The sequence below is a fragment of the Terrisporobacter mayombei genome (genome assembly GCF_020748465.1).
Classification (GTDB): domain Bacteria; phylum Bacillota; class Clostridia; order Peptostreptococcales; family Peptostreptococcaceae; genus Terrisporobacter; species Terrisporobacter mayombei.
This window is the reverse complement of record NZ_JAHZMP010000001.1, coordinates 637,809-661,204: the sequence shown is the minus strand read 5'-3', so window position 1 is coordinate 661,204 and position 23,396 is coordinate 637,809. Positions and strand designations below refer to the sequence as shown.

Annotated in this window: 21 protein-coding genes and 1 other annotated feature; of the genes, 18 read left to right on the top strand and 3 right to left on the bottom strand. The window is 28.6% G+C overall.

Going from position 1 to position 23,396, the window contains the following annotated elements; genetic code table 11:
• Positions 1-14 precede the first annotated feature (14 nt).
• A complete protein-coding gene (locus tag K0039_RS03240; RefSeq protein WP_228103610.1) occupies positions 15-530 on the top strand; it encodes a VanZ family protein in 516 nt (171 codons plus the stop codon).
• A 41-nt stretch (positions 531-571) separates the two neighbouring features.
• On the opposite strand, the gene K0039_RS03235 is transcribed toward K0039_RS03240, so the two are convergent.
• A complete protein-coding gene (locus K0039_RS03235) occupies positions 572-1,834 on the bottom strand; it encodes a CapA family protein (RefSeq protein ID WP_228103609.1) in 1,263 nt (420 codons plus the stop codon).
• Positions 1,835-2,511: 677 nt separating this feature from the next.
• The gene (locus K0039_RS03230; protein ID WP_228103608.1) at positions 2,512-3,780 is read right to left on the bottom strand and encodes a CapA family protein; all 1,269 of its coding nucleotides are present in this window, start codon (positions 3,778-3,780) and stop codon (positions 2,512-2,514) included.
• A 147-nt stretch (positions 3,781-3,927) separates the two neighbouring features.
• Between K0039_RS03230 and K0039_RS03225 the strand changes: the two genes are divergently transcribed.
• The 6 genes from K0039_RS03225 to K0039_RS03200 all read left to right on the top strand — a co-directional run bounded on the left by K0039_RS03225 (position 3,928) and on the right by K0039_RS03200 (position 11,304).
• Positions 3,928-4,272: a YraN family protein gene (locus K0039_RS03225; RefSeq protein ID WP_228103607.1), complete on the top strand. Its 345-nt coding sequence runs from the start codon at positions 3,928-3,930 to the stop codon at positions 4,270-4,272.
• A gap of 12 nt (positions 4,273-4,284) precedes the next feature.
• Positions 4,285-5,808, top strand: a complete 1,524-nt coding sequence (locus tag K0039_RS03220) for a YifB family Mg chelatase-like AAA ATPase (protein ID WP_228103606.1) — start codon at positions 4,285-4,287, stop codon at positions 5,806-5,808.
• A 19-nt stretch (positions 5,809-5,827) separates the two neighbouring features.
• Positions 5,828-6,925 carry a DNA-processing protein DprA gene (dprA, locus tag K0039_RS03215; RefSeq protein WP_228103605.1) on the top strand — a complete coding sequence of 366 codons (1,098 nt, stop codon included), beginning with the start codon at positions 5,828-5,830 and terminating at the stop codon, positions 6,923-6,925.
• A 26-nt stretch (positions 6,926-6,951) separates the two neighbouring features.
• On the top strand, positions 6,952-9,030 hold the full coding sequence (gene topA / locus K0039_RS03210; RefSeq protein ID WP_228103604.1) for a type I DNA topoisomerase: 2,079 nt from the start codon (positions 6,952-6,954) through the stop codon (positions 9,028-9,030).
• Positions 9,031-9,187: 157 nt separating this feature from the next.
• Complete coding sequence (codY, locus tag K0039_RS03205) at positions 9,188-9,973, top strand: GTP-sensing pleiotropic transcriptional regulator CodY (protein WP_228103603.1); 786 nt, start codon at positions 9,188-9,190, stop codon at positions 9,971-9,973.
• 53 nt (positions 9,974-10,026) lie between these two features.
• Positions 10,027-11,304: a replication-associated recombination protein A gene (locus K0039_RS03200; protein WP_228103602.1), complete on the top strand. Its 1,278-nt coding sequence runs from the start codon at positions 10,027-10,029 to the stop codon at positions 11,302-11,304.
• A 55-nt stretch (positions 11,305-11,359) separates the two neighbouring features.
• On the opposite strand, the gene K0039_RS03195 is transcribed toward K0039_RS03200, so the two are convergent.
• Positions 11,360-11,575 carry a hypothetical protein gene (locus K0039_RS03195; protein ID WP_018589677.1) on the bottom strand — a complete coding sequence of 72 codons (216 nt, stop codon included), beginning with the start codon at positions 11,573-11,575 and terminating at the stop codon, positions 11,360-11,362.
• Between the two features lie 158 nt (positions 11,576-11,733).
• Between K0039_RS03195 and K0039_RS03190 the strand changes: the two genes are divergently transcribed.
• From K0039_RS03190 to K0039_RS23820, 11 genes are all read left to right on the top strand, one after another.
• Entirely contained in the window at positions 11,734-12,573 is an 840-nt protein-coding gene (locus tag K0039_RS03190) for a GNAT family N-acetyltransferase (protein ID WP_228103601.1), read from the top strand.
• A gap of 208 nt (positions 12,574-12,781) precedes the next feature.
• The gene (locus K0039_RS03185) at positions 12,782-13,243 is read left to right on the top strand and encodes an RrF2 family transcriptional regulator (RefSeq protein WP_228103600.1); all 462 of its coding nucleotides are present in this window, start codon (positions 12,782-12,784) and stop codon (positions 13,241-13,243) included.
• Between the two features lie 14 nt (positions 13,244-13,257).
• A complete protein-coding gene (gene nifS, locus K0039_RS03180; protein ID WP_228103599.1) occupies positions 13,258-14,448 on the top strand; it encodes a cysteine desulfurase NifS in 1,191 nt (396 codons plus the stop codon).
• Between the two features lie 44 nt (positions 14,449-14,492).
• Positions 14,493-14,936: a Fe-S cluster assembly scaffold protein NifU gene (gene nifU / locus K0039_RS03175; RefSeq protein WP_228103598.1), complete on the top strand. Its 444-nt coding sequence runs from the start codon at positions 14,493-14,495 to the stop codon at positions 14,934-14,936.
• A 140-nt stretch (positions 14,937-15,076) separates the two neighbouring features.
• The gene (gene mnmA, locus K0039_RS03170) at positions 15,077-16,165 is read left to right on the top strand and encodes a tRNA 2-thiouridine(34) synthase MnmA (RefSeq protein ID WP_228103597.1); all 1,089 of its coding nucleotides are present in this window, start codon (positions 15,077-15,079) and stop codon (positions 16,163-16,165) included.
• A gap of 271 nt (positions 16,166-16,436) precedes the next feature.
• The gene (gene mnmA / locus K0039_RS03165) at positions 16,437-17,525 is read left to right on the top strand and encodes a tRNA 2-thiouridine(34) synthase MnmA (RefSeq protein WP_228103597.1); all 1,089 of its coding nucleotides are present in this window, start codon (positions 16,437-16,439) and stop codon (positions 17,523-17,525) included.
• Between the two features lie 65 nt (positions 17,526-17,590).
• Positions 17,591-17,808: a binding site (T-box leader), on the top strand.
• 163 nt (positions 17,809-17,971) lie between these two features.
• Entirely contained in the window at positions 17,972-20,611 is a 2,640-nt protein-coding gene (gene alaS, locus K0039_RS03160; protein ID WP_228103596.1) for an alanine--tRNA ligase, read from the top strand.
• A gap of 18 nt (positions 20,612-20,629) precedes the next feature.
• Positions 20,630-20,887, top strand: coding sequence for an IreB family regulatory phosphoprotein (locus tag K0039_RS03155; protein WP_228103595.1), 258 nt, complete (start codon positions 20,630-20,632; stop codon positions 20,885-20,887).
• A gap of 17 nt (positions 20,888-20,904) precedes the next feature.
• Complete coding sequence (locus K0039_RS03150) at positions 20,905-23,076, top strand: hypothetical protein (RefSeq protein ID WP_228103594.1); 2,172 nt, start codon at positions 20,905-20,907, stop codon at positions 23,074-23,076.
• Between the two features lie 95 nt (positions 23,077-23,171).
• Positions 23,172-23,294 (top strand): Holliday junction resolvase RuvX, encoded by a 123-nt coding sequence (gene ruvX, locus K0039_RS21910; RefSeq protein WP_265589396.1) that lies wholly within the window; start codon positions 23,172-23,174, stop codon positions 23,292-23,294.
• Between the two features lie 4 nt (positions 23,295-23,298).
• On the top strand, positions 23,299-23,394 hold the full coding sequence (locus tag K0039_RS23820; RefSeq protein WP_228103593.1) for an IreB family regulatory phosphoprotein: 96 nt from the start codon (positions 23,299-23,301) through the stop codon (positions 23,392-23,394).
• Positions 23,395-23,396: the final 2 nt, after the last annotated feature.

Here is a 23,396-nt window from a genome sequence, read left to right as displayed (position 1 = left end):
GGTGGTGATTTGAAATGAAGAAAAAAACAATTAATATCCTACTGATTACACCATTTGTATTTTATATAGGATTTCTTCTATGGAATATTCTTTTTAAATATGTGTCACCTCTTGAAGTATTTAGTGGAGATAGGTATTGTTCTAGAACAATAAATTTAATACCATTTAATGATATAATTCAAGGAAATTATAATAAATTAGACTTATTCGGGAATATAATACTATTTATACCTTTAGGTATTTATATAAGTATATTTTTAAAAAATAAAAAAATCTTTAAAAATATATTAAGTATAATGATAATAAGTCTTGTGTTTGAGTCGTGCCAATATATATTTGGTATAGGTGCCACTGATGTGACAGATATTATAACAAATACTATTGGTGGAGCAATAGGTATATTTACTTATAATGTATTTATATTTGTATTCAAAGATGAAGAGAAAGTGAAAAAAATAATTGCTATTTGCAGTTTCTTAATAATGTTAGTAGTATCCATACTATTAATAGGAATAATAATAGCCAATTAAATATAATATAAAAAAAGATAGCTCTTAAGAGCTATCTTTTTTTATTTAAATGGATTTTCAACTATATTTATTAAATCTGATGTTTCAACCTGTGTCGAAGTATTTTTATAAGATTTTTCTACTTTATTTTTTGATAAGTTGTCTATTTTATCTAAATCTGATTTGTTTGCAATAGGTATTATTTCATAAACATACTTAGCAGTTGTGCTATTGTAATATTTATTTTGCCAAGTAGGTATACAAGTGACTTTTTCAACCTTAGCTTCTTCATCAGTGCTACTTTTACTAATATCTATATTTATCATTAGACCATCTTCTGTATATTGACTAAATTGATCTCTAGTTTGGTTAGATAAGAAGTTTCCAAGAGAATAAGCAATTACAGTTTCATGCTTATTATCGCTAGACTTTATTGTAGTTACAGGTTGAACCACATGAGGGTGAGAACCTATTATAACGTCTACACCAGCATCACAAAGTTTTTGAGCAAGTTTTTGCTGGAAAAAATTCTCTTTAAGAGAATATTTATCTCCCCAATGAAGATATACTACCTGTAAATCAGTATCTTTCATTTCTTTAAGAGTATAGTTTATATTATCAAATGCCCTATCTACACTTGTAGAATCAAAAATATTAATGCTATTTTTGTATTCATCAGGTATTTTAACATCATTTAAATATTTGTTATCTCCAATAATTCTTCCGTAAGAATAAGAAGTAACACCTACATTAATGCCATTGATTTCTTTTACTATAAATCTTTTGTCGTTTTTTTCTCTAGTTCCAACTACATCAAGGCTTTTATCTTTTAAGGTAGCAAGAGTATTTTTAATACTTAAGTACCCTTTATCATAAGCATGATTGTTTGCTGTGGAAATTAAATCAAAACCAGCATATTTTAAACCATCAGCAAGCTCATCGGGTGAATTAAATTTTGGGTAAGAGCTATATCTATAAATTTTATTACCAGTTAATGTTGTTTCCAAATTAACCATGGAATAATCAGCTTCTTCAACATATTTTTTTACATACTCAAAGTTATTATTGAAGTTATATTTTGCACTAGATACATCGTACTGTGAAGTTAATTGAGCATTATATACCATAGTATCGCCTACAGCTAATAAAGAGGCTTTATTAACGTCTTCTTTTTTAGGTGTAAATATAGATGCTTCTTGTGATTTATTTTTAGAAAAAATGGATGTTTTGTTAATAGTAGCAAAGGAAAATACTCCTATAATTAATATACTTAAGCAAAAACAAATAAGAAATTTCTTAGTATTACGATTGTTATAGTTATACATTTTTAGCCCCCCTTTCTTAAAAATATAAAATATTCATATAACTTTATATTATCTATAAATTAGTATATTATCAATTAAAAGTTTTATTTTGTATATTTAAGAGTTTTTTTGGAAATAACTAAATTAAACAAAATACAATAATATATAAAAAATAAAAGGAGAAGCTATTATTAGTTTCTTTTTTTATATATTTACAAGGAGGCATTATGAAAAAATTTACTTTAATTTTAATGATAAATAAGTAGTATTTTAACAGTAGGTTTCAATAGTAAACATAAAGAAATCCATAATAATAAATCAAATAAAAAATTAGAGAAGATTATAATAAATAATGATAATATTAAAAATGATAGCAATGATAGATACATATATTCTCATGAAGACTTAAATGATGATAAAAAAGATGAGATAATCGTTTTTCTATGGGGAGACAACTACAGTGGAACAGGCGGAGGAGTGTACGAAGGATTTTATTCTTTACTTATAATATGAAAATAATAAATATCCATTAAACGCAAGTATGCAAGAAAAAGTTAACTTAGATAAGAATAATATTAAAAGAATAATTAATATGCAAATAACACCAACAAGTGGATTTAAATTAGGTAAAAATGAATAAAACAAAACCCAGTCTTAAAAACAAGACTGGGTTTTGTTTTATTAAATAAGTGTAGAATTTACTTGAAAGGACTATCTACTACAGTGATTATATCAGAATCATCTATCAATGACGCTGTATTATTATATGATTGTTTTACATTATATTTATTTAAAGAAGTAATTGAATTTAAATCACTTTCATCTTCTATGGGCACAATTTCATAAACATTTTTATAACCATTACTATATTTATTTACCCAAGTAGGTATACAAGTGACTTTTTTCACTTTAGCTTCTTGTTCATTGGCTTTTTTGCTTATATTAATATTAACCATTAAGCCATCTTCACTATATGCTCCCACAGTTTCCCTTCTTTGATTAGAGATATAATTTCCCAAAGAGTAAATTACAAGTGTTTCGTTTTTGCCATCTGTAGATGTAATTGTTTCTACAGGTTCCACCACATGAGGATGAGAACCTATTATAATATCAACTCCATTATCACAAAGCTTTTGAGACAATTGTTTTTGGAAATCTGTTTCTTTTCTTGCATATTCTTTACCCCAATGTAGAATAACCACCTGTAGATCTGAATCTTTCATTTTATCTGTTGTAGAAGAAATAGTTTCAAATGCTTTATTTACATCTGAGGAATCGAAAATATTCATTTTATCTTCACATTCTTCAGATATTTTAATACCATTTAAATATTTATTATTATTTTTGACATCTCCATAAGAATAAGATGTGATACCAACTTTAATATTATTTATATCTTTTATTATATATTCGTTGCTAGAAGAATTTTTTCTTGTACCAACCGTATCAAATCCTTTTTCTTTTAAAGTTGATAAAGTTCTATTAACCCCTAAATCACTTTTGTCAAAGCTATGATTATTTATTGTTGACAATAAATCAAAACCAGCATTTTTTAGTGCATCAGCTAACTCGTTAGGAGAGTTAAATGTGGGATAGGAACTATATTGATATACATCATTGCCAGCTAAGGTTGTCTCCAAATTAGCCAAACTATAATCAGCATTTTCAATATATTTTTTAACGTACTTAAAGTTATTATCAAAGTTATAAGTACCATTGGAATAATCATATTGTGCCTGAAGCTGAGGAGTATGGACCATAACATCTCCAGCAGCTAATATGGAAGCCTCATAAGTCTCAACGTTTTCGTTAAATATAGGAATAGTATTATTTTTCTTGCTTTCGTTTGTATCATTGTTTACGCCCTTATAGATGAAAAAAACTCCCATAATGCAAATAACAATTATTATAATCCAAAATAATTTGCTATTATTTTTTCTTTTCTTTCTAGATTTTTTTCTAGACATTAATTATCCCCCTTTTAATAATTAATTTCACCAACCCCTTCTTAATAATCATATATTTATTTGAATAATTTATCAATTATAAAAAAATTTGTATATATGATAATTACCTTGACAATAATCACATAATAAAAATAATAAGGTGAAAATATGAATAATATTGAAAAAGGTAAACTAGGAGAGGAAATTGCATTAAAATACATTATTTCAAAAGGCGGAAAAGTAATAGAAAAAAATTATAGAACGAAAATGGGAGAAGTTGATATAATAGCAAAATTAAATGGAGAATTAGTTTTTGTTGAAGTAAAAAGTAGAAGCAACATAAATTATGGATATCCATCAGAATCAGTGAACTATAAGAAAAAAAGAAAAATAACTAATGTGGCAAAATATTATATTTTAGATAATTCTTTAGAAAACCTATCTATTAGGTTTGATGTAATTGAAATTTATTTTAATGAAAAGAAAATAAATCATATTGTAAATGCTTTTTAGGAAAGGGTAAATATGTTAAGTATAATAAATTCTAATAATTTGATAGGAATAGACAGTTTTTTAGTAAAGGTGGAGACGGATATAAGTAGAGGAATCCCATCATTTAATGTGGTGGGGTTACCTAGTACGGAAGTAAGGGAAGCAAGGGAAAGAGTAAAATCCGCAATAATCAATAGTGGATATGATTTTCCAAATTCAAGGATAGTGGTTAATTTATCACCGGCAGATATTAAAAAAGAAGGCTCATTTTTAGATCTACCTATTTCCATTGGTATATTAAGAAAATATTTAAATAAAGAGGATTCTCATTTAAATGAATGCGTCTTTGTTGGAGAGTTATCTTTAGATGGACATCTGAGAAAAGTAAAGGGAATTTTATCTTTAGTAATTGGAGCTAAAAAAGAAAACTTTAAAAGAATTTTCATACCATATGACAACCTAAGAGAAAGTAATTTTATTGATGGAATAGAAATTATACCTGTAAAAACATTGAAAGAATGTATTAATTATCTCAATGAAAATAAAAGCAGACCTTTAAGATATAAAGACTTAGAAGTAGAGAATGTAAAGTGTAGTTACACAGAAGATTTTAAAGATGTGAAGGGTAATTACTTTGCAAAAAGAGCTGCTGAAATATGTGCTGCAGGAAATCATAATCTTATTATGGTAGGTCCTCCTGGATCAGGTAAAACCATGATAGCAAAAAGTATTAGGACTATATTACCTAAATTGGATAAAGTTGAAATGATTGAAATAAGCAAGATTTATAGTATTGCAGGGCTAATTGATGAAGAATATGGAATAATTAAAGAGCGACCTTTCAGATCTCCACATCATAGTACAACCATGCAATCTTTAGTAGGAGGAGGTTTTAACTCCAAACCAGGAGAAATTACTTTATCCCATAGAGGAGTATTGTTTTTAGATGAAATAGCAGAATTTGATAGAAGAATACTCGAGTGTTTAAGACAACCTATGGAAGATAAATATGTGAATATAGCTAGAGTAAGACACAATGTAAAATATCCTTGTAATATGTTAGTTATTGGAGCTATGAATCCTTGTCCATGTGGTTTATATTTATCAAAAACAAAATGTCGTTGTCAAAGTTTTGATATTATTCGATATAGAAATAAATTATCAGGACCACTTTTAGATAGATTTGATATATTTGTAGAAATGACTCAAATACCTTTTAAAAAACTTAATGAACAATCTCATGAAGAAACATCTTCACAAATAAGAGTTAGGGTTGAAAAAGCAAGAGAAATACAAAGACAAAGATTTAAAGATGAATTAATAAGTACAAATAATGAAATGTCTACATCTATGATAGACAAGTATTGTAAATTAGATAATAATACAAAAAATATTTTAGATGAAATTTATAATAAGCATGATTTAAGTAATAGAAGTTATACAAAATTAATAAAGGTTGCCAGAACAATAGCGGATTTAGAAGGTAAAGAAGATATAAACTCAAGTCATATATTAGAATCTTACTCATTTAGAAAGGCTTATTATACATATTTTTAAGTCTAGATTGGAGTGAATTATGAATAAAAGAGATATTTATTTATGCATAGAATCTATAAAAGGATTAAGTACTATAACCCTTGGTAAATTAATTGAAGAAGTTGGAAGCGTAGAGGAAATTATAAGTCTTAGTGAAAAAGATATATATAATTTGAAAAATATAAGTTTAAATATTAAAGAAAATCTAGTAAAATATATTAGTCGTTTCAATTTAGATGAAATTAAGGAAAAGCTATATGAAAACTCTATTGAATATATTTGTATAGAAGATGAAGAATATCCAGAAAAACTTAGAAATATTTATAGTCCTCCTTTATTATTATTTTATAAAGGAGATTTGTCCATAATAAATAATAACTTGAATATAGCGATGGTTGGTTCTAGAAAACCTACTCCCTATGGAATAAATTGTGCACATCGTATGAGCTATGAATTATCTGAGCGTAATATTAATATAATAAGTGGACTTGCATTAGGAATAGATTCTTGTTGTCATAGAGGGTGTATAAAGGGAAAAGGTAAGACTATAGCAGTCTTAGCATCATCTCTAGATAATATTAGGCCATCTACTAATGAAGTGCTCGCTAATGAAATTTTAGAAGATGGAGGATTAATTTTATCTGAGTATAATGTAGGTCATATTACAACTCGAGGGAACTTTCCATGTAGAAATAGAATTATTAGTGGAATAAGTGATGGTATTATTGTTGTTGAAGCAGGAGAAAAAAGTGGTGCTTTAATTACTGCTGATTTAGGATTAGACCAGGGTAAAAATATATTTGCAGTTCCTGGTGATATAGATTCAGATTTGAGCAAAGGTTGTCATAAAATAATTAAAGAAGGTGCAAAACTAACAGAAAATATTGATGATATTTTAAATGAATATAATAATAGTGGTTTTAATAATAATAAAAATAGTATAGAATATGATATTAAGGATTTAAGTAATGAAGCATTAAAAATAATTGAGGTTATAAAAAGGCAAGGTATGTTGCAAATTAATGAAATTTGTGATAATACTGGTATTGATATAAAAAATGTGAATACTATAATAAATGAATTATTACTAAGAGACTTAGTTGTTGAAATGAATAATAAAATGTTTAGCATAAACTAAAATAATTTAAGGGTGGGGGTGTAAAAATGGCGAAAACATTGGTAATTGTGGAATCGCCTGCAAAAGCTAAAACCATAGAAAAATTCTTAGGAAAAAGCCATTATACAGTAAAGGCTTCAGTTGGTCATGTTAGAGATTTACCTAAAAGTACTTTAGGTGTTGATATAGATAACGATTTTGAACCAAGATATATTAATATCAGAGGTAAAGGTGATTTAATAAAAGAATTAAAAAAAGAAGCTAAAAAATCTAAGAAAGTATATCTGGCAACTGACCCCGATAGAGAAGGAGAGGCAATCTCTTGGCATTTATCATATATACTTGGCATTGACGAAAATGATGAATGTAGAATAGAATTTAATGAGATAACAAAAGATGCTATTAAAAAAGCTATAAAAAGTCCTAGGAACATAGATTTAAAACTTGTAGATGCTCAACAAGCAAGAAGGGTATTAGATAGACTTTTAGGATATCAAATAAGTCCTATTCTTTGGGCAAAAGTAAGAAAAGGCCTTAGTGCAGGTAGGGTACAATCAGTAACAACAAAATTAATATGTGAAAAAGAAAGAGAAATTAATGAATTTGTACCTAAAGAATATTGGAATTTAGAAATTGAAGGAAAAACTCAAGATGGAGAAATTGTATTATTTAAATTTGTATCATTTAATAATGAAAAAATAGATTTAAATAATGAAGAAGAAGTAAATAAAATTTTAGATGATATAAAAAATGGAAAATTAATAGTAGAAAAAATTGAATCAAAAACAAGAAGAAAGTCTGCTCCAAAACCATTTACAACTAGTGCGCTTCAACAAGATGGAGCTAATAAATTATCTTTTACAACTAAAAAGACAATGATAATAGCGCAAGAATTATATGAAGGTGTGGATATTGAAGGAGAAGGAACAGTAGGTCTTATATCATACATAAGAACAGATTCAAAGAGAATATCCGAAGAGGCTAAGGAAAAGTCAAAGTCATATATCTTAGAAGAATTAGGAGAAAACTACTATAAAGTAAATACTGATAAAAAAGAAAATAATAAAGAAAAGAAAAAAGTACAAGATGCCCATGAAGCTATTAGACCAACCTCAGTGCTTAGAACACCAAATAGTGTAAAAAGTTCATTAAGTAAAGATCAATTTAAGCTTTACAATTTGATTTGGAGAAGATTTGTAGCTAGTCAGATGGAAGACTCTGTATTCGATGTACTAAATGTAGATTGCAAAATAGGCAATGCATTATTTAGAGCGACGGGTTCAGTAATGAAATTTGATGGATACACTAAGATTTATAATTTTACAGAAAGAGAAGATAAAATTTTACCTCCAATAAAAGAAAGCGATGAGTTAGAAGTTAATCAATTTATGCCTTCTCAACACTTTACTCAGCCACCAGCAAGATTTACTGAGGCTAGTTTAGTTAAAACTTTAGAAGAACTTGGTATAGGTAGACCTAGTACTTATGCTCCTACAATAACGACTATCCTAAATAGAGGTTATGTTGAAAAACAAGGGACTAGTTTACATCCAACGGAATTAGGCATGATAGTAACGGACATTTTAAATATAAACTTCCAAAAATTTATTGATGTTGACTTTACTGTTCAGATGGAAAGTAAATTAGATGAAATAGAAGAAGGCGATATCAAGTGGAAGAGTGTTGTTGGTGAGTTCTATGAGCCTTTAAAGGAAGCTATAGAAGAAGCTAACGAAAAAATAGAAAAAATTAATATGGATGAAGAAACTGATGAAATATGTGAACTATGTGGTTCAAACATGGTTATTAAATACGGTAGATTTGGCAAATTTATGGCATGTAAAAATTATCCGGATTGTAAAAACACAAAGCCATTGGTTAATAAGGTAGGAGTAAAATGTCCTAAGTGTAAAGAAGGAGAGATTATTCTTAGAAAATCTAAAAAAGGTAAGGCTTTTTATGGATGCTCAAATTATCCAGAGTGTGATTTCATAAGTTGGTACAAACCTACAGGAGAAGTTTGCAAAGAATGTGGTTCTTACATGATAGAAAAACAAACAAAAAGTGAGACAAAAGAGGTATGTTCTAATAAAGAATGTAAGGCTGAAGGAAGAATTTTAGAATAAAATTACTGAGATGACAGAATATTGGCAAAAATACAAACAATTTATTGTTTAGTGTACATTTTTGTGTTAGAATGAAATAGGTAAAATAAGTAAACGACTAGGAAGCTAGAGAATATTAAATTCTTGAAACCTTAAACTTCGTTAAGGAGATGATTAAATGGCAAGTGAAGTATTAAAAAAGACAAGAAGAATCAATAAAACTCTTCAAACAAGCGGAGGTAGTAGTGTATCATTTGATTTATTAGCAGAAACATTAGGGGAAGTACTAGATGCTAATATATATGTGATAAGTGCAAAAGGAAAAGTAATAGGACTTTATTTAACAGATATTCAAGATAGTTCTGTTATAGAAGATGAAGAAACTAAGTTACAAGTTTTCCCTAAAGCTTATGCAGATAGAGTTTTAAAAATTGATGAAACACATGAAAACCTAACGGGAGAGAAAGTATTAGAAGTATTTCCAGATGAACAAGGAAGATTAGAAAAATATCATACAATTGTTCCTATACTAGGAAGTGGACAAAGACTTGGTACACTAGTAGTATCAAGATATAATGATATATTTACAGATGATGACTTAGTCATATCTGAGTATAGTGCTACAGTAATAGGTATGGAAATTCTAAGGGGCCTAAGTGAAGAAATGGAAGAAGAAATGAGAAAAACTGCAGTAGTTCAAATGGCTATAGGAACATTGTCTTATTCAGAATTAGAAGCAGTAGAGCATATCTTCAAAGAGTTAGAAGGAAATGAAGGTTTACTTGTTGCAAGTAGAATAGCAGATAGAGTAGGAATAACAAGATCAGTAATTGTAAATGCTCTTAGAAAATTTGAAAGTGCAGGGGTAATTGAGTCTAGATCTCTAGGGATGAAGGGGACTCATATAAAAATTCTTAATGATAAGTTAATACCAGAACTTAAAAAAGTAAGAAGTAATTATTAATAAAAAAGGTATCTTTATAAGATACCTTTTTTACATATAAAGGAGTGAAAGATGTGCAACCTTTGGCAGATAAATTACGTCCTAAAAGCTTAGAAGATATGGTGGGACAATCTCATATAATTGGTAAAGGGAAAATTGTAAATAAATTATTAGATAATAATACTATTCCAAATATGATATTATATGGCCCTCCAGGTACGGGTAAAACAACACTTGCAAATATTATAGCAAATTGTACAAATAAAAAATATGTAAAGCTAAATGCTGTAAATTGTGGAGTAAAAGAAATAAAAGAAGTAATTGATGCAAATAAGCAAGATTTATTTTCTTATAATGGCATACTTTTAATGCTTGATGAGATACAAGCATTAAATCGTAAACAGCAACAATCTTTATTAGAAGTAATAGAAGATGGATCAGTAACATTAATAGCTAGTACTGCAGATAATCCATATTTTGTAGTATATAAAGCTATTTTAAGTAGAAGTACAATATTTGAATTTAAGCCTATTGTAAAAAATGATATATTAGAAGGTCTAAATAGGGCTGTAAATAAAATGAAAAGTTTATACTCGTATGAGAGTATTAAAATAGAAGACAAGGCTTTAGAGTATATTTCAGATACTTGTAATGGTGATATGAGAAGTGCTTTAAATAAACTGGAATTAGTTTTTAATGTGGGAATAGACATTCTCAATAATTCAGTGAAAGTAACGTTAGATGATGTTATAAATTGCTCTTCTGTAAAAATGTTAAACTATGACAAAGGTGGGGATGATGGATATTCCATATTGTCAGCTTTTCATAAGTCATTAAGAGGTTCCGATGCTGACGGAGCAATTCATTATTTGGCAAGGTTAATAAAAGCAGGAGACCTTCAATCTATAACAAGAAGATTATTATGTGTTGCAAGTGAAGATATTGGTTTGGCAGTGCCTCAGGCGATAACTACAACTGAGGCTTGTGTTTCAGCGGCTCTTCAATTAGGTTTTCCAGAAGCACGCATACCTCTTGCACAAGCAACTATATATTTGGCACAATGTCCTAAGTCTAATTCGGCAATCAACGCCATAGATATGGCTTTGTATGATTTGGATAATATTGAAACAGGAGAAATTCCAGATCATTTAAAAGATGCTCATTATGCTGGCGCAAAAAAATTAGGTAGAGGTGTTGAATATAAATATCCTCATAATTTTGAAAATCACTACGTAGAGCAGCAGTATTTACCAAATGCAATAAAGGATAAAAAATATTATGTGCATGGTAAAAATAAAAATGAAAGTTCTTTCGAAAATTATTGGAAATTAATTAAAAATAAATCAAAATAAAAAAACAAATATACCAATGGTATATTTGTTTTTTTATTTTGTCAGCAATATTTAACTATACTTTTTCGTGAGGTGTAGTCTTCATTTGATTATTTAAGTTGTGTTGCTTTGTAGTAGTTTTACTGCTATATTTTGCTTCATCTTGGGCAGCTATTTTAACATTTACTTGAACATCATTCATATTAATTGTTCCTAATTCACTGGCTATTTCTAATTTTTCATTTTCATAATCTTTCATTTTTTTAGTACTAGGTCTTTTTTTATCGGTCATTTTTACACATCCTTGTTATATATTTTAAGATTATTATTTGTTTTATATAATTTAAAATTCTTATAAAAGATTACCAATAAAAATCATAAAAAATTAATTATTTAACTATATATATTAGTAAGTACAATTTTTAATTGCAAGTGAGATTAAATAAACTTATGATTAATATTGAGGAGTTTTTAGTAATTTTAATAAATGATGGTTATATATCAGGGGGAATGTTAATGATTCAAAGACTAAATAGTACTTATCATAAGAAAGTTATTGAATATTTGCATAAAGAAAAAGAAGAGAATATATTTTTATTAAGTGATATTGAAAGATATGGATATGATAGTTATTTTTTTAGCATTTACGGTGGAATAAATGAAAAAGGAGAAATTGAAGGAATTTTACTAAAATGTTTTGAATTTATTATATTTTATGCTTATGATAAGTTTGATGTAGATGATTTTGCAGAATTTATAAACGATAGTAATTGTGAAGAAGTCTGTGGAAAATCACAATCATTGGAAAAACTAGAGGCGAAGATTTACTTAAGAAGATATAGAAAAGTTAATATTTTTAAATTAATTAATAAAAACCTACTACCTCCGTACATAGAAGATAATATTAAACTTAGAAAGATAAGGTTTGGCAATTTGAATAAAATAGTAAAATTATATGAAGAAATAGATGAATTTGAAGATACAACAGTAGATAATATTAAGTCTAGTTTGAAAACTGGAAGAGGTTACTGTATAGAAAGAGAAGGAAAAGTAGTTTCTATGGCTAAAACAACTTCAGAAAACAGACATAACGCTATGATTATAGGGGTAGGAACTCATCCTAAATATAGAAATAGAAGCTATGCTACCAAATGCCTAATAAAGATTTGTAATGAATTGCTAGAAGAAAATAGAATCCCTTGTTTATTTTGTGATAATGAAGCAGCAGGTGCGATTTATAAAATGTTGGGGTTTGAACAAATTGGATACTGGAGTATATATCGAAAATAGAAAAAATTGTAAGAAGATAATTTGGTTTTTCAAGTTATCTTTTTTTATTTGTGGGTATAAATTAATTATCACTAAATGTTAAGTAATTAATTCTGATAAAAATAGTCAGAAATAATCTTGACAAAAATAGTAGGAAATAATACAATAATATCAAAGTAATTCATACAAGTTTACTATGAATTGTATTGAACACAGAAGGTGATAAAAAATGAAATTATCAACTAAAGGTAAATATGGACTGAAGGCAATATTTGAATTATCTTTGCATGTTAATGAAGGGCCTATGCCTTTAAACATGATTGCCAGTAAACAAAAAATACCAGAGCAGTATTTAGAACAGATATTTTCTACATTGAAGAAGTCAAAATTAATAACTAGTGTAAGAGGAGCGCAAGGCGGATACCTTCTTAATAAAGCACCTGATGAGGTTACTGTAGGTGATGTACTTGCTATACTTGAGGGGCCTGTGGCACTTTCTCAATGTATTATAGATGAAGGAGTATGTGAAAACTCAAATGATTGCTCTACTAAATTAGTATGGGAAAAGTTAAAAAAGGGAATTGAAGACGTACTAAATTCCATTACACTACAAGATATGGTTGATGACTACAATAAGAAGAATAATATAAAAGAATTTGATATAACAGAGTTAATGAATAATAAAAAATAGGAGATGAATTTACGATGGAAAAAAGAAGATTATACATGGATTATTCAGCTACTACTCCAGTAAAAAAAGAAGTATTAGATGAAATGATGCCATACTTAACTGATTACTTTGGAAATGCTTCAAGTTTCCACTTATTTGGAAGAGAAGCAAAAACGGCTTTAGATAAATCTAGAAAACAAGTAGCTTCACTTGTTAATGCAGACCCAAGTGAAATATACTTCACAAATGGTGGAAGTGAAAGTGATAACTGGGCAATAGAAGGAACGGCTTTTGCTAGAAAAAATAAAGGAAATCACATTATAACAAGTAAAATAGAACATCATGCTATACTTCATACTTGTGAATACTTACAAAAAGTACATGGATTTGAAGTTACTTATCTAGATGTTGATGAGAACGGAAAAGTAGATTTAGAACAATTGAAAAGAGAAATAAAAGATACTACTATACTTGTAAGTATAATGTATGCAAACAATGAAATAGGGACTATACAACCTATAAAAGAAATAGCTAAAATAGCTCATGAACATGGCGCTTTAATGCACACAGATGCAGTTCAAGCAGCTGGTAATATACCAGTAGATGTTAAAGATATAGATGTTGATTTAATGAGCATGTCTTCTCATAAAATATATGGACCAAAAGGAATCGGTTCTTTATATATGAAAAAAGGTGTAAGAATACACAATCTTATACATGGTGGAGCTCAAGAAAAGAGAAAAAGAGCTGGTACAGAAAATATACCTTCAATAGTAGGATATGGAAAAGCAGCAGAGATAGCTAAAGAAAATATGGAACATCATATATCAGAATTAACAAGACTTAGAGAGAAACTTATAGAAGGCGTATTAGAGAAAATACCTCATACAATACTAAATGGTCATAGAACTGATAGATTACCAGGTAATACAAACTTCTCATTTGAATTCATAGAAGGTGAAGGAATATTATTATTATTAGATCAAGTGGGAATAGCTGGTTCAAGTGGTTCTGCTTGTACATCTGGTTCTCTAGATCCATCTCACGTACTAATGGCAATAGGATTAACTCATGAATGGGCACATGGATCTTTAAGACTTACTGTTGGAGATTTTACTACTGAAGATGATATAGATTATATATTAGAAAATCTACCAAAAATAATTGAAAGACTTAGAGGATTATCACCTTTATATCAAACTTATTTAAAAGAACAAAATAAATAATAAATTAAAATAGACAGATTAGAAAATATTAGGAGGAAAAGATTATGCAATATAGTGATAAAGTAATGGATCATTTCTTAAACCCAAGAAATGTTGGACAAATAGAAGATGCAAGTGGAATAGGTGAAGTTGGAAATGCTAAATGTGGAGATATAATGAAAATATTTCTTGATATAGAAGATGAAATAATAAAAGACTGTAAATTCCAAACATTTGGATGTGGTTCAGCTATAGCTTCTTCATCAATGGCTACAGAAATGGTAAAAGGTAAAAGTATACATGAAGCTTTAGCAATTACTAATAAGGCTGTAGCTGAAGCCCTAGATGGTTTACCACCAGTTAAAATGCACTGTTCAGTTTTAGCAGAACAAGCTATAAAAGCAGCATTAATAGATTACGCAGAAAAAAATAATATACACATAGCAGAATTAGATGATGTGGTTATAGACGATGATCATGATCATCACCATGATATAGAAGAAGACTAATATAAAATAAAAAAATCTTTGGGGTAACTTATCTCAAAGATTTTTTTTGTCAACGAAGCAAGAAATTTGGAGAATTTAAAAATATACTTTTAAAATTCTTTTAAAGTATATATAATATAGAGAATGAGGTGATTTAGAAAATGAGCAAAAGAGTAATGATAGGTATGAGTGGCGGGGTAGACAGTTCTGTTGCTGCATACTTACTTAAAAAACAAGGATACGAAGTAATCGGCGTTACTATGAAATTATGGCAAGACGATGAAGAATACGATTTAATAGAAAATGATGGTGGATGTTGTTCATTGGCAGCAGTAGAAGATGCAAGGGCTGTTGCAGACAAAATTGGTATACCATTTTACGTATTAAATTTTAAAGATGTATTTAAAGAAAAAGTAATAGATTATTTTATTGATGAATATTTACAAGGAAGAACACCAAACCCTTGTATAGCATGTAATAAACATATAAAATTCGATGACTTATATAGAAGAGCTATGGCACTAGGTTGTGATTATGTTGCAACTGGTCATTATGCTAAGATTGAAAAAGACGAAGAAACAGGTAGATACTTACTTGTAAAGTCAGTAACTGATAAGAAAGATCAAACTTACGCACTATACAATATGACACAAGACCAATTAGAGCATACTTTACTTCCAATAGGATACTATGAAAAAGATAAAGTAAGAGAAATAGCAAAAGAAATGGGGATGGATGTCCATAATAAACCAGATAGTCAAGAAATTTGTTTTGTTAAAGATAATGATTATGCAAACTATGTAAAAAGACATTCAAATAAGCGTATCAAAGAAGGAAACTTTGTAGATACTAAAGGTAATATTTTAGGAAAACATAAAGGAATAATATATTACACAATAGGACAAAGAAAAGGACTAGGTATTGCTTTTGGTAAACCTATGTTTGTTCTTGATATAGACCCAGAAACTAACACTGTCATATTAGGGTCAAATGACGATTTATTCAGCAATGAATTAATAGCAAAAGATGTTAATTTAATTACTGTAGACCAGATTACTGAACCTATTAGAGTAGAAGCAAAAATAAGATACTCTGCAAAGCTATCACCAGCTACAGTATACAATAACGGAAAAGATTCCATAAGAATAGTATTTGACGAACCTCAGAGAGCTATTACTAAAGGTCAATCTGTTGTAATATATCAAGGAGACAAAGTAGTTGGCGGAGGAATTATAGATAAAAGTTTATAATATACTTGATTATAAATTGAAAATTTAGTAGAATTACTATAAGAAAATATAATTTTACAAATAATTTAAAATTAGATGATGTGGTTATAGACGATGATCATGATCATCACCATGATATAGAAGAAGACTAATATAAAATAAAAAAATCTTTGGGGTAACTTATCTCAAAGATTTTTTTTGTCAACGAAGCAAGAAATTTGGAGAATTTAAAAATATACTTTTAAAATTCTTTTAAAGTATATATAATATAGAGAATGAGGTGATTTAGAAAATGAGCAAAAGAGTAATGATAGGTATGAGTGGCGGGGTAGACAGTTCTGTTGCTGCATACTTACTTAAAAAACAAGGATACGAAGTAATCGGCGTTACTATGAAATTATGGCAAGACGATGAAGAATACGATTTAATAGAAAATGATGGTGGATGTTGTTCATTGGCAGCAGTAGAAGATGCAAGGGCTGTTGCAGACAAAATTGGTATACCATTTTACGTATTAAATTTTAAAGATGTATTTAAAGAAAAAGTAATAGATTATTTTATTGATGAATATTTACAAGGAAGAACACCAAACCCTTGTATAGCATGTAATAAACATATAAAATTCGATGACTTATATAGAAGAGCTATGGCACTAGGTTGTGATTATGTTGCAACTGGTCATTATGCTAAGATTGAAAAAGACGAAGAAACAGGTAGATACTTACTTGTAAAGTCAGTAACTGATAAGAAAGATCAAACTTACGCACTATACAATATGACACAAGACCAATTAGAGCATACTTTACTTCCAATAGGATACTATGAAAAAGATAAAGTAAGAGAAATAGCAAAAGAAATGGGGATGGATGTCCATAATAAACCAGATAGTCAAGAAATTTGTTTTGTTAAAGATAATGATTATGCAAACTATGTAAAAAGACATTCAAATAAGCGTATCAAAGAAGGAAACTTTGTAGATACTAAAGGTAATATTTTAGGAAAACATAAAGGAATAATATATTACACAATAGGACAAAGAAAAGGACTAGGTATTGCTTTTGGTAAACCTATGTTTGTTCTTGATATAGACCCAGAAACTAACACTGTCATATTAGGGTCAAATGACGATTTATTCAGCAATGAATTAATAGCAAAAGATGTTAATTTAATTACTGTAGACCAGATTACTGAACCTATTAGAGTAGAAGCAAAAATAAGATACTCTGCAAAGCTATCACCAGCTACAGTATACAATAACGGAAAAGATTCCATAAGAATAGTATTTGACGAACCTCAGAGAGCTATTACTAAAGGTCAATCTGTTGTAATATATCAAGGAGACAAAGTAGTTGGCGGAGGAATTATAGATAAAAGTTTATAATATACTTGATTATAAATTGAAAATTTAGTAGAATTACTATAAGAAAATATAATTTTACAAATAATTTAAATACAGTGAAAAGAAGTAGTAAAGTATTTGAAGTCTTCACAGAGAAGGAGAAGTGGTGAGAACTCCTAGAATAGAATATTTGAAGCAGTCTTGGAGTATCAATCTGGAAATTAAGTATAGATTGACGGTAGTTACGTTATAGCTAAGGTTTTCCGAAGATATCATATTTATTATGATAATTAGGGTGGTACCGCGAATATACCTCGCCCCTATATAGTTTTATATAGGTGCGAGGTTTTTTAATTTATTTTAAGTAAAGTAAATTTTAAAATATACTTGCTAATTTCGGGTAAGTATGTATTATTACTTAAACAATAGAAAAAAATAGGAAATTTTATTTGTAAAGTAAAAGATATAAATTATAGGAGGTAAAACTAATGCAAAACTTAGGAGCTAATGAGATTAGAAAAAAATTTTTAGAGTTCTTTGAATCAAAAGGACATTATGTAGGTAAAAGTGCATCTTTAATACCAAACAATGATAAAAGTTTATTACTTATAAACTCAGGTATGGCACCACTTAAAAATTATTTTTCAGGAGTGGAAGTACCACCGAGTAAAAGAATGTCTACTTGTCAAAAATGTATAAGAACAGGTGACATAGAAAATGTTGGTAAAACAGCTAGACATGGTACTTTCTTTGAAATGATGGGTAACTTCTCATTTGGAGATTACTTTAAAACAGAAGCTATAACATGGGCATGGGAATTTATAACACAACATTTACATATACCAGAAGATAAATTATGGGTAACTGTATACCTAGATGATGATGAAGCTTACGATTACTGGGTTAAAGAAATAGGTGTGCCAGAAGAAAGAATGGTTAGACTTGGAAAAGACGATAACTTCTGGGAAATAGGTCTAGGACCATGTGGACCTTGTTCAGAAATATACTTTGATAGAGGTGAAAAATTTGGATGTGATAATCCAGATTGTAAGCCAGGTTGTGATTGCGATAGATACTTAGAATTCTGGAACTTAGTTTTCACTCAATTTGATAGACAAGAAGATGGAACTTATCCAGAACTAGCTAACAAAAACATAGATACTGGTATGGGACTTGAAAGAATGGCTTGTATAATGCAAGACGTAGATAATATATTTGAAATAGATACTATAAAATATATTATTGAAGAAATAGAAGAATCAACAAATGTTAAATATGGAGAAGATGCTAAAAATGATGTATCTATAAGAATAATAACTGACCATATGAGAGCTATGAGTTTCTTAATAGCTGATGGAGTATTACCATCAAATGAAGGAAGAGGATATGTTCTTAGAAGACTACTTAGAAGAGCTGCTCGTCACGGCAAATTATTAGGAATTAAAGAAGACTTCCTATATACACTATTTGATAGAGTTAAAAAAGTAAGTGGAGAGGCATATCCAGAATTAGTAGAAAAAGAAAGCTACGTTAAAAAAGTAATTAAGATAGAAGAAGAAAAATTCAACGAAACTTTAGACCAAGGTGTTGAAATATTAAATTCTTATATAGCTGAGTTAAAAGAAAACAATGAAAAAGTTTTAAGTGGACAAAAATCATTTAAATTATATGATACTTATGGATTCCCTATGGACTTAACTCAGGAAATTCTTGAAGAACAAGGTTACGAAATAGATGAAGATGGATTCCAAGAAGAAATGGAAGCACAAAGACAAAGAGCTAGAGCTGATAGAGGTGCTATGGAAGACGAAGGTTGGAAAGAAGATCCGCTATCGACATTAGATGAAAGTATAGCTTCAACATTTGATGGATACAAAAACTTAAATGTTTGTGGTAATGTTACTGCTATAGTTAAAGGTGATGAAGTAGTAAATACTATATGTGAAGGTGAAAAAGCTGTAGTAGTACTAAATGAAACTGCTTTCTATGCAGAAGGTGGAGGACAAGCTGGAGATATAGGTACATTAGAAAATGAAGAAACTATATTTGAAGTTGTTGACACTAAAAAAGGTGCAAATAACACTATAAAACACATAGGATTTGTTAAAAAAGGCAAAATAAGTGTAAATGATAAATTAGAATCAAAAGTTGACAAAGAAATAAGAATGGCTTCTGCAAGAAACCATACTGCAACTCATTTATTACATGAAGCATTAAAAGAAGTTTTAGGTGATCATGTTAACCAAGCTGGATCATTAGTAACTCCAGAAAGACTAAGATTTGACGTAACTCATTTTGAACCAATATCAAAAGAAGAGTTAAAATTAGTAGAAGAAAAAGTAAATACTGCTATTTTAGACGCATTAGACATAAATAGTGAAATTATGAACATAAAAGACGCAAAAGAAAAAGGAGCTATGGCACTCTTTGGCGAAAAGTATGGTAATGAGGTAAGAGTTGTATCTATGGGAGACTACTCAGTAGAGCTTTGTGGAGGAACTCACCTTAATAATACTTCTCAAGTTGGATTATTCAAAATATTATCTGAAGGAGGAGTAGCAGCTGGTGTTAGAAGAATAGAAGCTATAACTGGTAAAGCTGTTTATGAATACCTAACAAATAGAGATACAGTAATAAATGACATATGTGTAGCTTTAAAAACAAAAGAAGATAATTTAGTTCAAAGAGCTCATACTTTAGTAGAAGAAAACAAATCTCTAACTAAGGAATTACAAGATGCAAAAACTAAATTAAATTTACAATCAGTTGATGCTTTATTAGATTCAAAAGTTGATGTATCTGGAGTAAGTCTACTGTGTGCTAAATTTGAAGGAATAGACATGAACTCTTTAAAAGAAACAGCAGACTCTCTAAGAGACAAAGTTGGAAGTGGTGTAGTAGTTCTTTCAAATGTAGTAGATAATAAAGTAAACTTTGTTGTTACTGCAACAAATGATGTAATAGAAAAAGGTATACACTCAGGAAATATTGTAAGAGAAGTTGCAAAAATAGCTAATGGTAAAGGTGGCGGTAGACCAAACATGGCACAAGCTGGAGCAACTGATATATCAAAAGTAGACGAAGCTTTAAGTTATGCAAGTGAGGTTATAAAAAGCCAAATTAAATAACTGAAAGGGGGAATTATTTTGGATAATAATTTCGATTATACAGTGAAATTCGAAGGAGTTACAGAAAATAAAAGTATGAGTGTAGGAGAAACAATAAATTATGTTTATCAAGCTCTGCAAGAAAAAGGATATGATCCTATCAATCAAATGATAGGATACATCCTATCTGGTGACTCTAGTTATATAACAAGCTACAAAGATGCTAGAACAGTAATAAGAAAATACGAAAGAGATGAATTGCTAGAAGAAATTCTTAAGTGTTATCTATCAAAATAGAAAGTGGGTCAATTATAATGAGGAAAAAAATAATATCATTATTATTAATCATGATATGTATTGGATTTATTCCGAATTATTCCTTTGCGGCAGAAAAAGGTAAAGTCATTTATATAAGTATGAATAGAGCTAATGTAAATGATTTACAAAGAATACCTGTTTTAAAAGAAAAGTTAAGCAAGAGTGGATATATTGGTTTAATGAATACAAGAGGCGATCAAGGAAATGACGATGCAAGGTCATATGCTAGTATAGGTGCTGGATGTAGGGCTAATGTAGTTGATAATGAAGTTATATCTTTTGAAAATTTAACTGATGAGAATGGAAAAATATATAAAGCCTCTACAGGAGAAGATCCAAAAGGTATAAATAACCTATTTGTTAATAAATCTATTAATAACAATATTGAAAGTGGAAGTTATGGTTCTACATTAGGACTACTTGGTCAAACATTATCTGATAATAACAAAAAAGTAGCATTATTAGGTAACAGTGATATTGTAGAAAATAATCAATTAATAAAAATAAGAAATGCAGGATTAATATGTATGGACACTTTAGGTCGTGTAGATTCTGGAAATGTGGATGATATTACTGTAAAAGATTTAAATATGCCATATGGACTAAGAACAGACTACGACAAATTAACTGCTGATACAAAAACATATTATGAAAGCAGCGATGCTTTATTTGTAGAGCTTGGCGACACGTATAGGCTAGATGAGTACAAATTAAACTTAAATGAAAATACATATAACAAAACAAGAAAGCAAATTTACTCTTATATAAATACATACTTAAAAGAAGTATTTAATATGATAGACGAAAATGATGTTGTATATATTGTAAGTGAGTTTCCAAGTACTCTAGACTATAATAATAAAAGACGTTTAGCTCCTGTAATTAAATTTTCTGATAATAAAAAAGGATTATTAGAAAGTGCAACAACAAGAAGAGATGGAATAATAGCTAACTTAGATTTAGGTGTTGATATTTTAAATGAATTTGGCCTAAAAAATGAAGCTATGATAGGAAGAACATTAAATAATATTGAAAAAGATGATAATATAAATTACTTATCTTCACAATATGAAAAAATAGTTTCAATAAATGATATAAGATCTACCGTTGTAAATACTTTTGTAGGAATTGTATCTGCATCATGGGTAATAGCAATGCTAGCTTTACTATGTAAAGATAAACTACCTCACAAAGAAAAAATATTTGTAATATTAAAAGAGTTAATTAAATTAGGATTGATAATGCCTTTAACCTTATTACTATCACCTATATTTAACTTTAAGAGTCAGTTAGGCTTAGTAAGCGGTGTTGTTATAATGACAATTTTACTTTATTTATCAGGACGATTACTGTTTAAAGACAATGATATTAAACAAATGGGATATTATGCATTTCTTACCATAGCTTTAATCGTTCTTGACTCAGTTATAGGAACACCTCTTATGAAAAACTGTATAATGAGTTATGATGCAATAGTTGGAGCTAGATACTATGGAGTTGGTAATGAGTATGAAGGTGTAACAATAGCAAGTGCAGTATTTGCATTATCAGTACTTCTTAATTACAAAAAAATGCCAAAGTGGTTCACCATTGTTTTATCACTTGTAATACTTATAACAAGTGCATTCCCTTCAATGGGTGCAAATGTTGGAGGTGCCATATCTGAATGTATAGCATATTTATTATTTATTATGTTAATATTTGATGTTAAGTTAGACTTCAAAAAAATCATAATATTAGGTTTATCAGCAGTTGTATTGGTTTTAATATTTGCAGGTTTAGATTTAATGTTAGGAATGGAGTCTCACTTAGGAGTATTTACTCAACAAATATTACAAGAAGGACCGCAAGCTATATTTAATACATTTGGTAGAAAAATATCTATGAACTTAAAACTTGCTAAATCATCTGTATGGGTAAATATATTACTAGTAGGAATAGCTGTAATTGGTATATTTATATTTAGACCTTCTAAACATATGAAAAATATATCTAATAAATACCCTATGATATTTAAAGGATTTATTGCATCGATGGTAGGATGTTTAATAACATTATTAGTTAATGATTCAGGTATAGTTGCAGCAGCTACAGCATCTATATATATATTAATACCAATATTAGTTATTAGTATTAACATGATAATTTTTAATGATGAAATAGAATAGTAATTTAAATTAGCCAGAATTTAATTCTGGCTAATTTTTTAAAATAATAGAAGTCCCTATTAATTATATTTATGTAAAAATTAAGAAGGATGATGATGCCACATAAAAGGAAAAAAGTTCGAAAATTCTGTGAACTATTAAAACAAGAAACAAATTTATCTATAGAATTTTGGTATGAAAGATTATCAACAGTGGTTGCTGAAAGATCTTTAATTTAAGGTAATGTTAGAAGGGGAAAAGGACGCTAGAACAGTAATAAGAAAATGCGAAAGAGAGGAATTGCTAGAAGAAATTCTTAAGTGTTATCTATCAAAATAGAA

Excerpts from the sequence above, each read along its gene's own strand:
- K0039_RS03230 (WP_228103608.1), bottom strand. The coding sequence starts at position 3,780 with ATGTCTAGAAAAAAATCTAGAAAGAAAAGAAAAAATAATAGCAAATTA.
- dprA (WP_228103605.1), top strand. The coding sequence starts at position 5,828 with ATGAATAAAAGAGATATTTATTTATGCATAGAATCTATAAAAGGATTA.
- K0039_RS03225 (WP_228103607.1), top strand. The coding sequence starts at position 3,928 with ATGAATAATATTGAAAAAGGTAAACTAGGAGAGGAAATTGCATTAAAA.
- K0039_RS03195 (WP_018589677.1), bottom strand. The coding sequence starts at position 11,575 with ATGACCGATAAAAAAAGACCTAGTACTAAAAAAATGAAAGATTATGAA.
- topA (WP_228103604.1), top strand. The coding sequence starts at position 6,952 with ATGGCGAAAACATTGGTAATTGTGGAATCGCCTGCAAAAGCTAAAACC.
- K0039_RS03185 (WP_228103600.1), top strand. The coding sequence starts at position 12,782 with ATGAAATTATCAACTAAAGGTAAATATGGACTGAAGGCAATATTTGAA.
- alaS (WP_228103596.1), top strand. The coding sequence starts at position 17,972 with ATGCAAAACTTAGGAGCTAATGAGATTAGAAAAAAATTTTTAGAGTTC.
- codY (WP_228103603.1), top strand. The coding sequence starts at position 9,188 with ATGGCAAGTGAAGTATTAAAAAAGACAAGAAGAATCAATAAAACTCTT.
- K0039_RS03150 (WP_228103594.1), top strand. The coding sequence starts at position 20,905 with ATGAGGAAAAAAATAATATCATTATTATTAATCATGATATGTATTGGA.
- mnmA (WP_228103597.1), top strand. The coding sequence starts at position 16,437 with ATGAGCAAAAGAGTAATGATAGGTATGAGTGGCGGGGTAGACAGTTCT.
- mnmA (WP_228103597.1), top strand. The coding sequence starts at position 15,077 with ATGAGCAAAAGAGTAATGATAGGTATGAGTGGCGGGGTAGACAGTTCT.
- K0039_RS03220 (WP_228103606.1), top strand. The coding sequence starts at position 4,285 with ATGTTAAGTATAATAAATTCTAATAATTTGATAGGAATAGACAGTTTT.
- K0039_RS23820 (WP_228103593.1), top strand. The coding sequence starts at position 23,299 with ATGTTAGAAGGGGAAAAGGACGCTAGAACAGTAATAAGAAAATGCGAA.
- K0039_RS03235 (WP_228103609.1), bottom strand. The coding sequence starts at position 1,834 with ATGTATAACTATAACAATCGTAATACTAAGAAATTTCTTATTTGTTTT.
- K0039_RS03190 (WP_228103601.1), top strand. The coding sequence starts at position 11,734 with ATGATTAATATTGAGGAGTTTTTAGTAATTTTAATAAATGATGGTTAT.
- nifS (WP_228103599.1), top strand. The coding sequence starts at position 13,258 with ATGGAAAAAAGAAGATTATACATGGATTATTCAGCTACTACTCCAGTA.
- ruvX (WP_265589396.1), top strand. The coding sequence starts at position 23,172 with ATGCCACATAAAAGGAAAAAAGTTCGAAAATTCTGTGAACTATTAAAA.
- K0039_RS03240 (WP_228103610.1), top strand. The coding sequence starts at position 15 with ATGAAGAAAAAAACAATTAATATCCTACTGATTACACCATTTGTATTT.
- nifU (WP_228103598.1), top strand. The coding sequence starts at position 14,493 with ATGCAATATAGTGATAAAGTAATGGATCATTTCTTAAACCCAAGAAAT.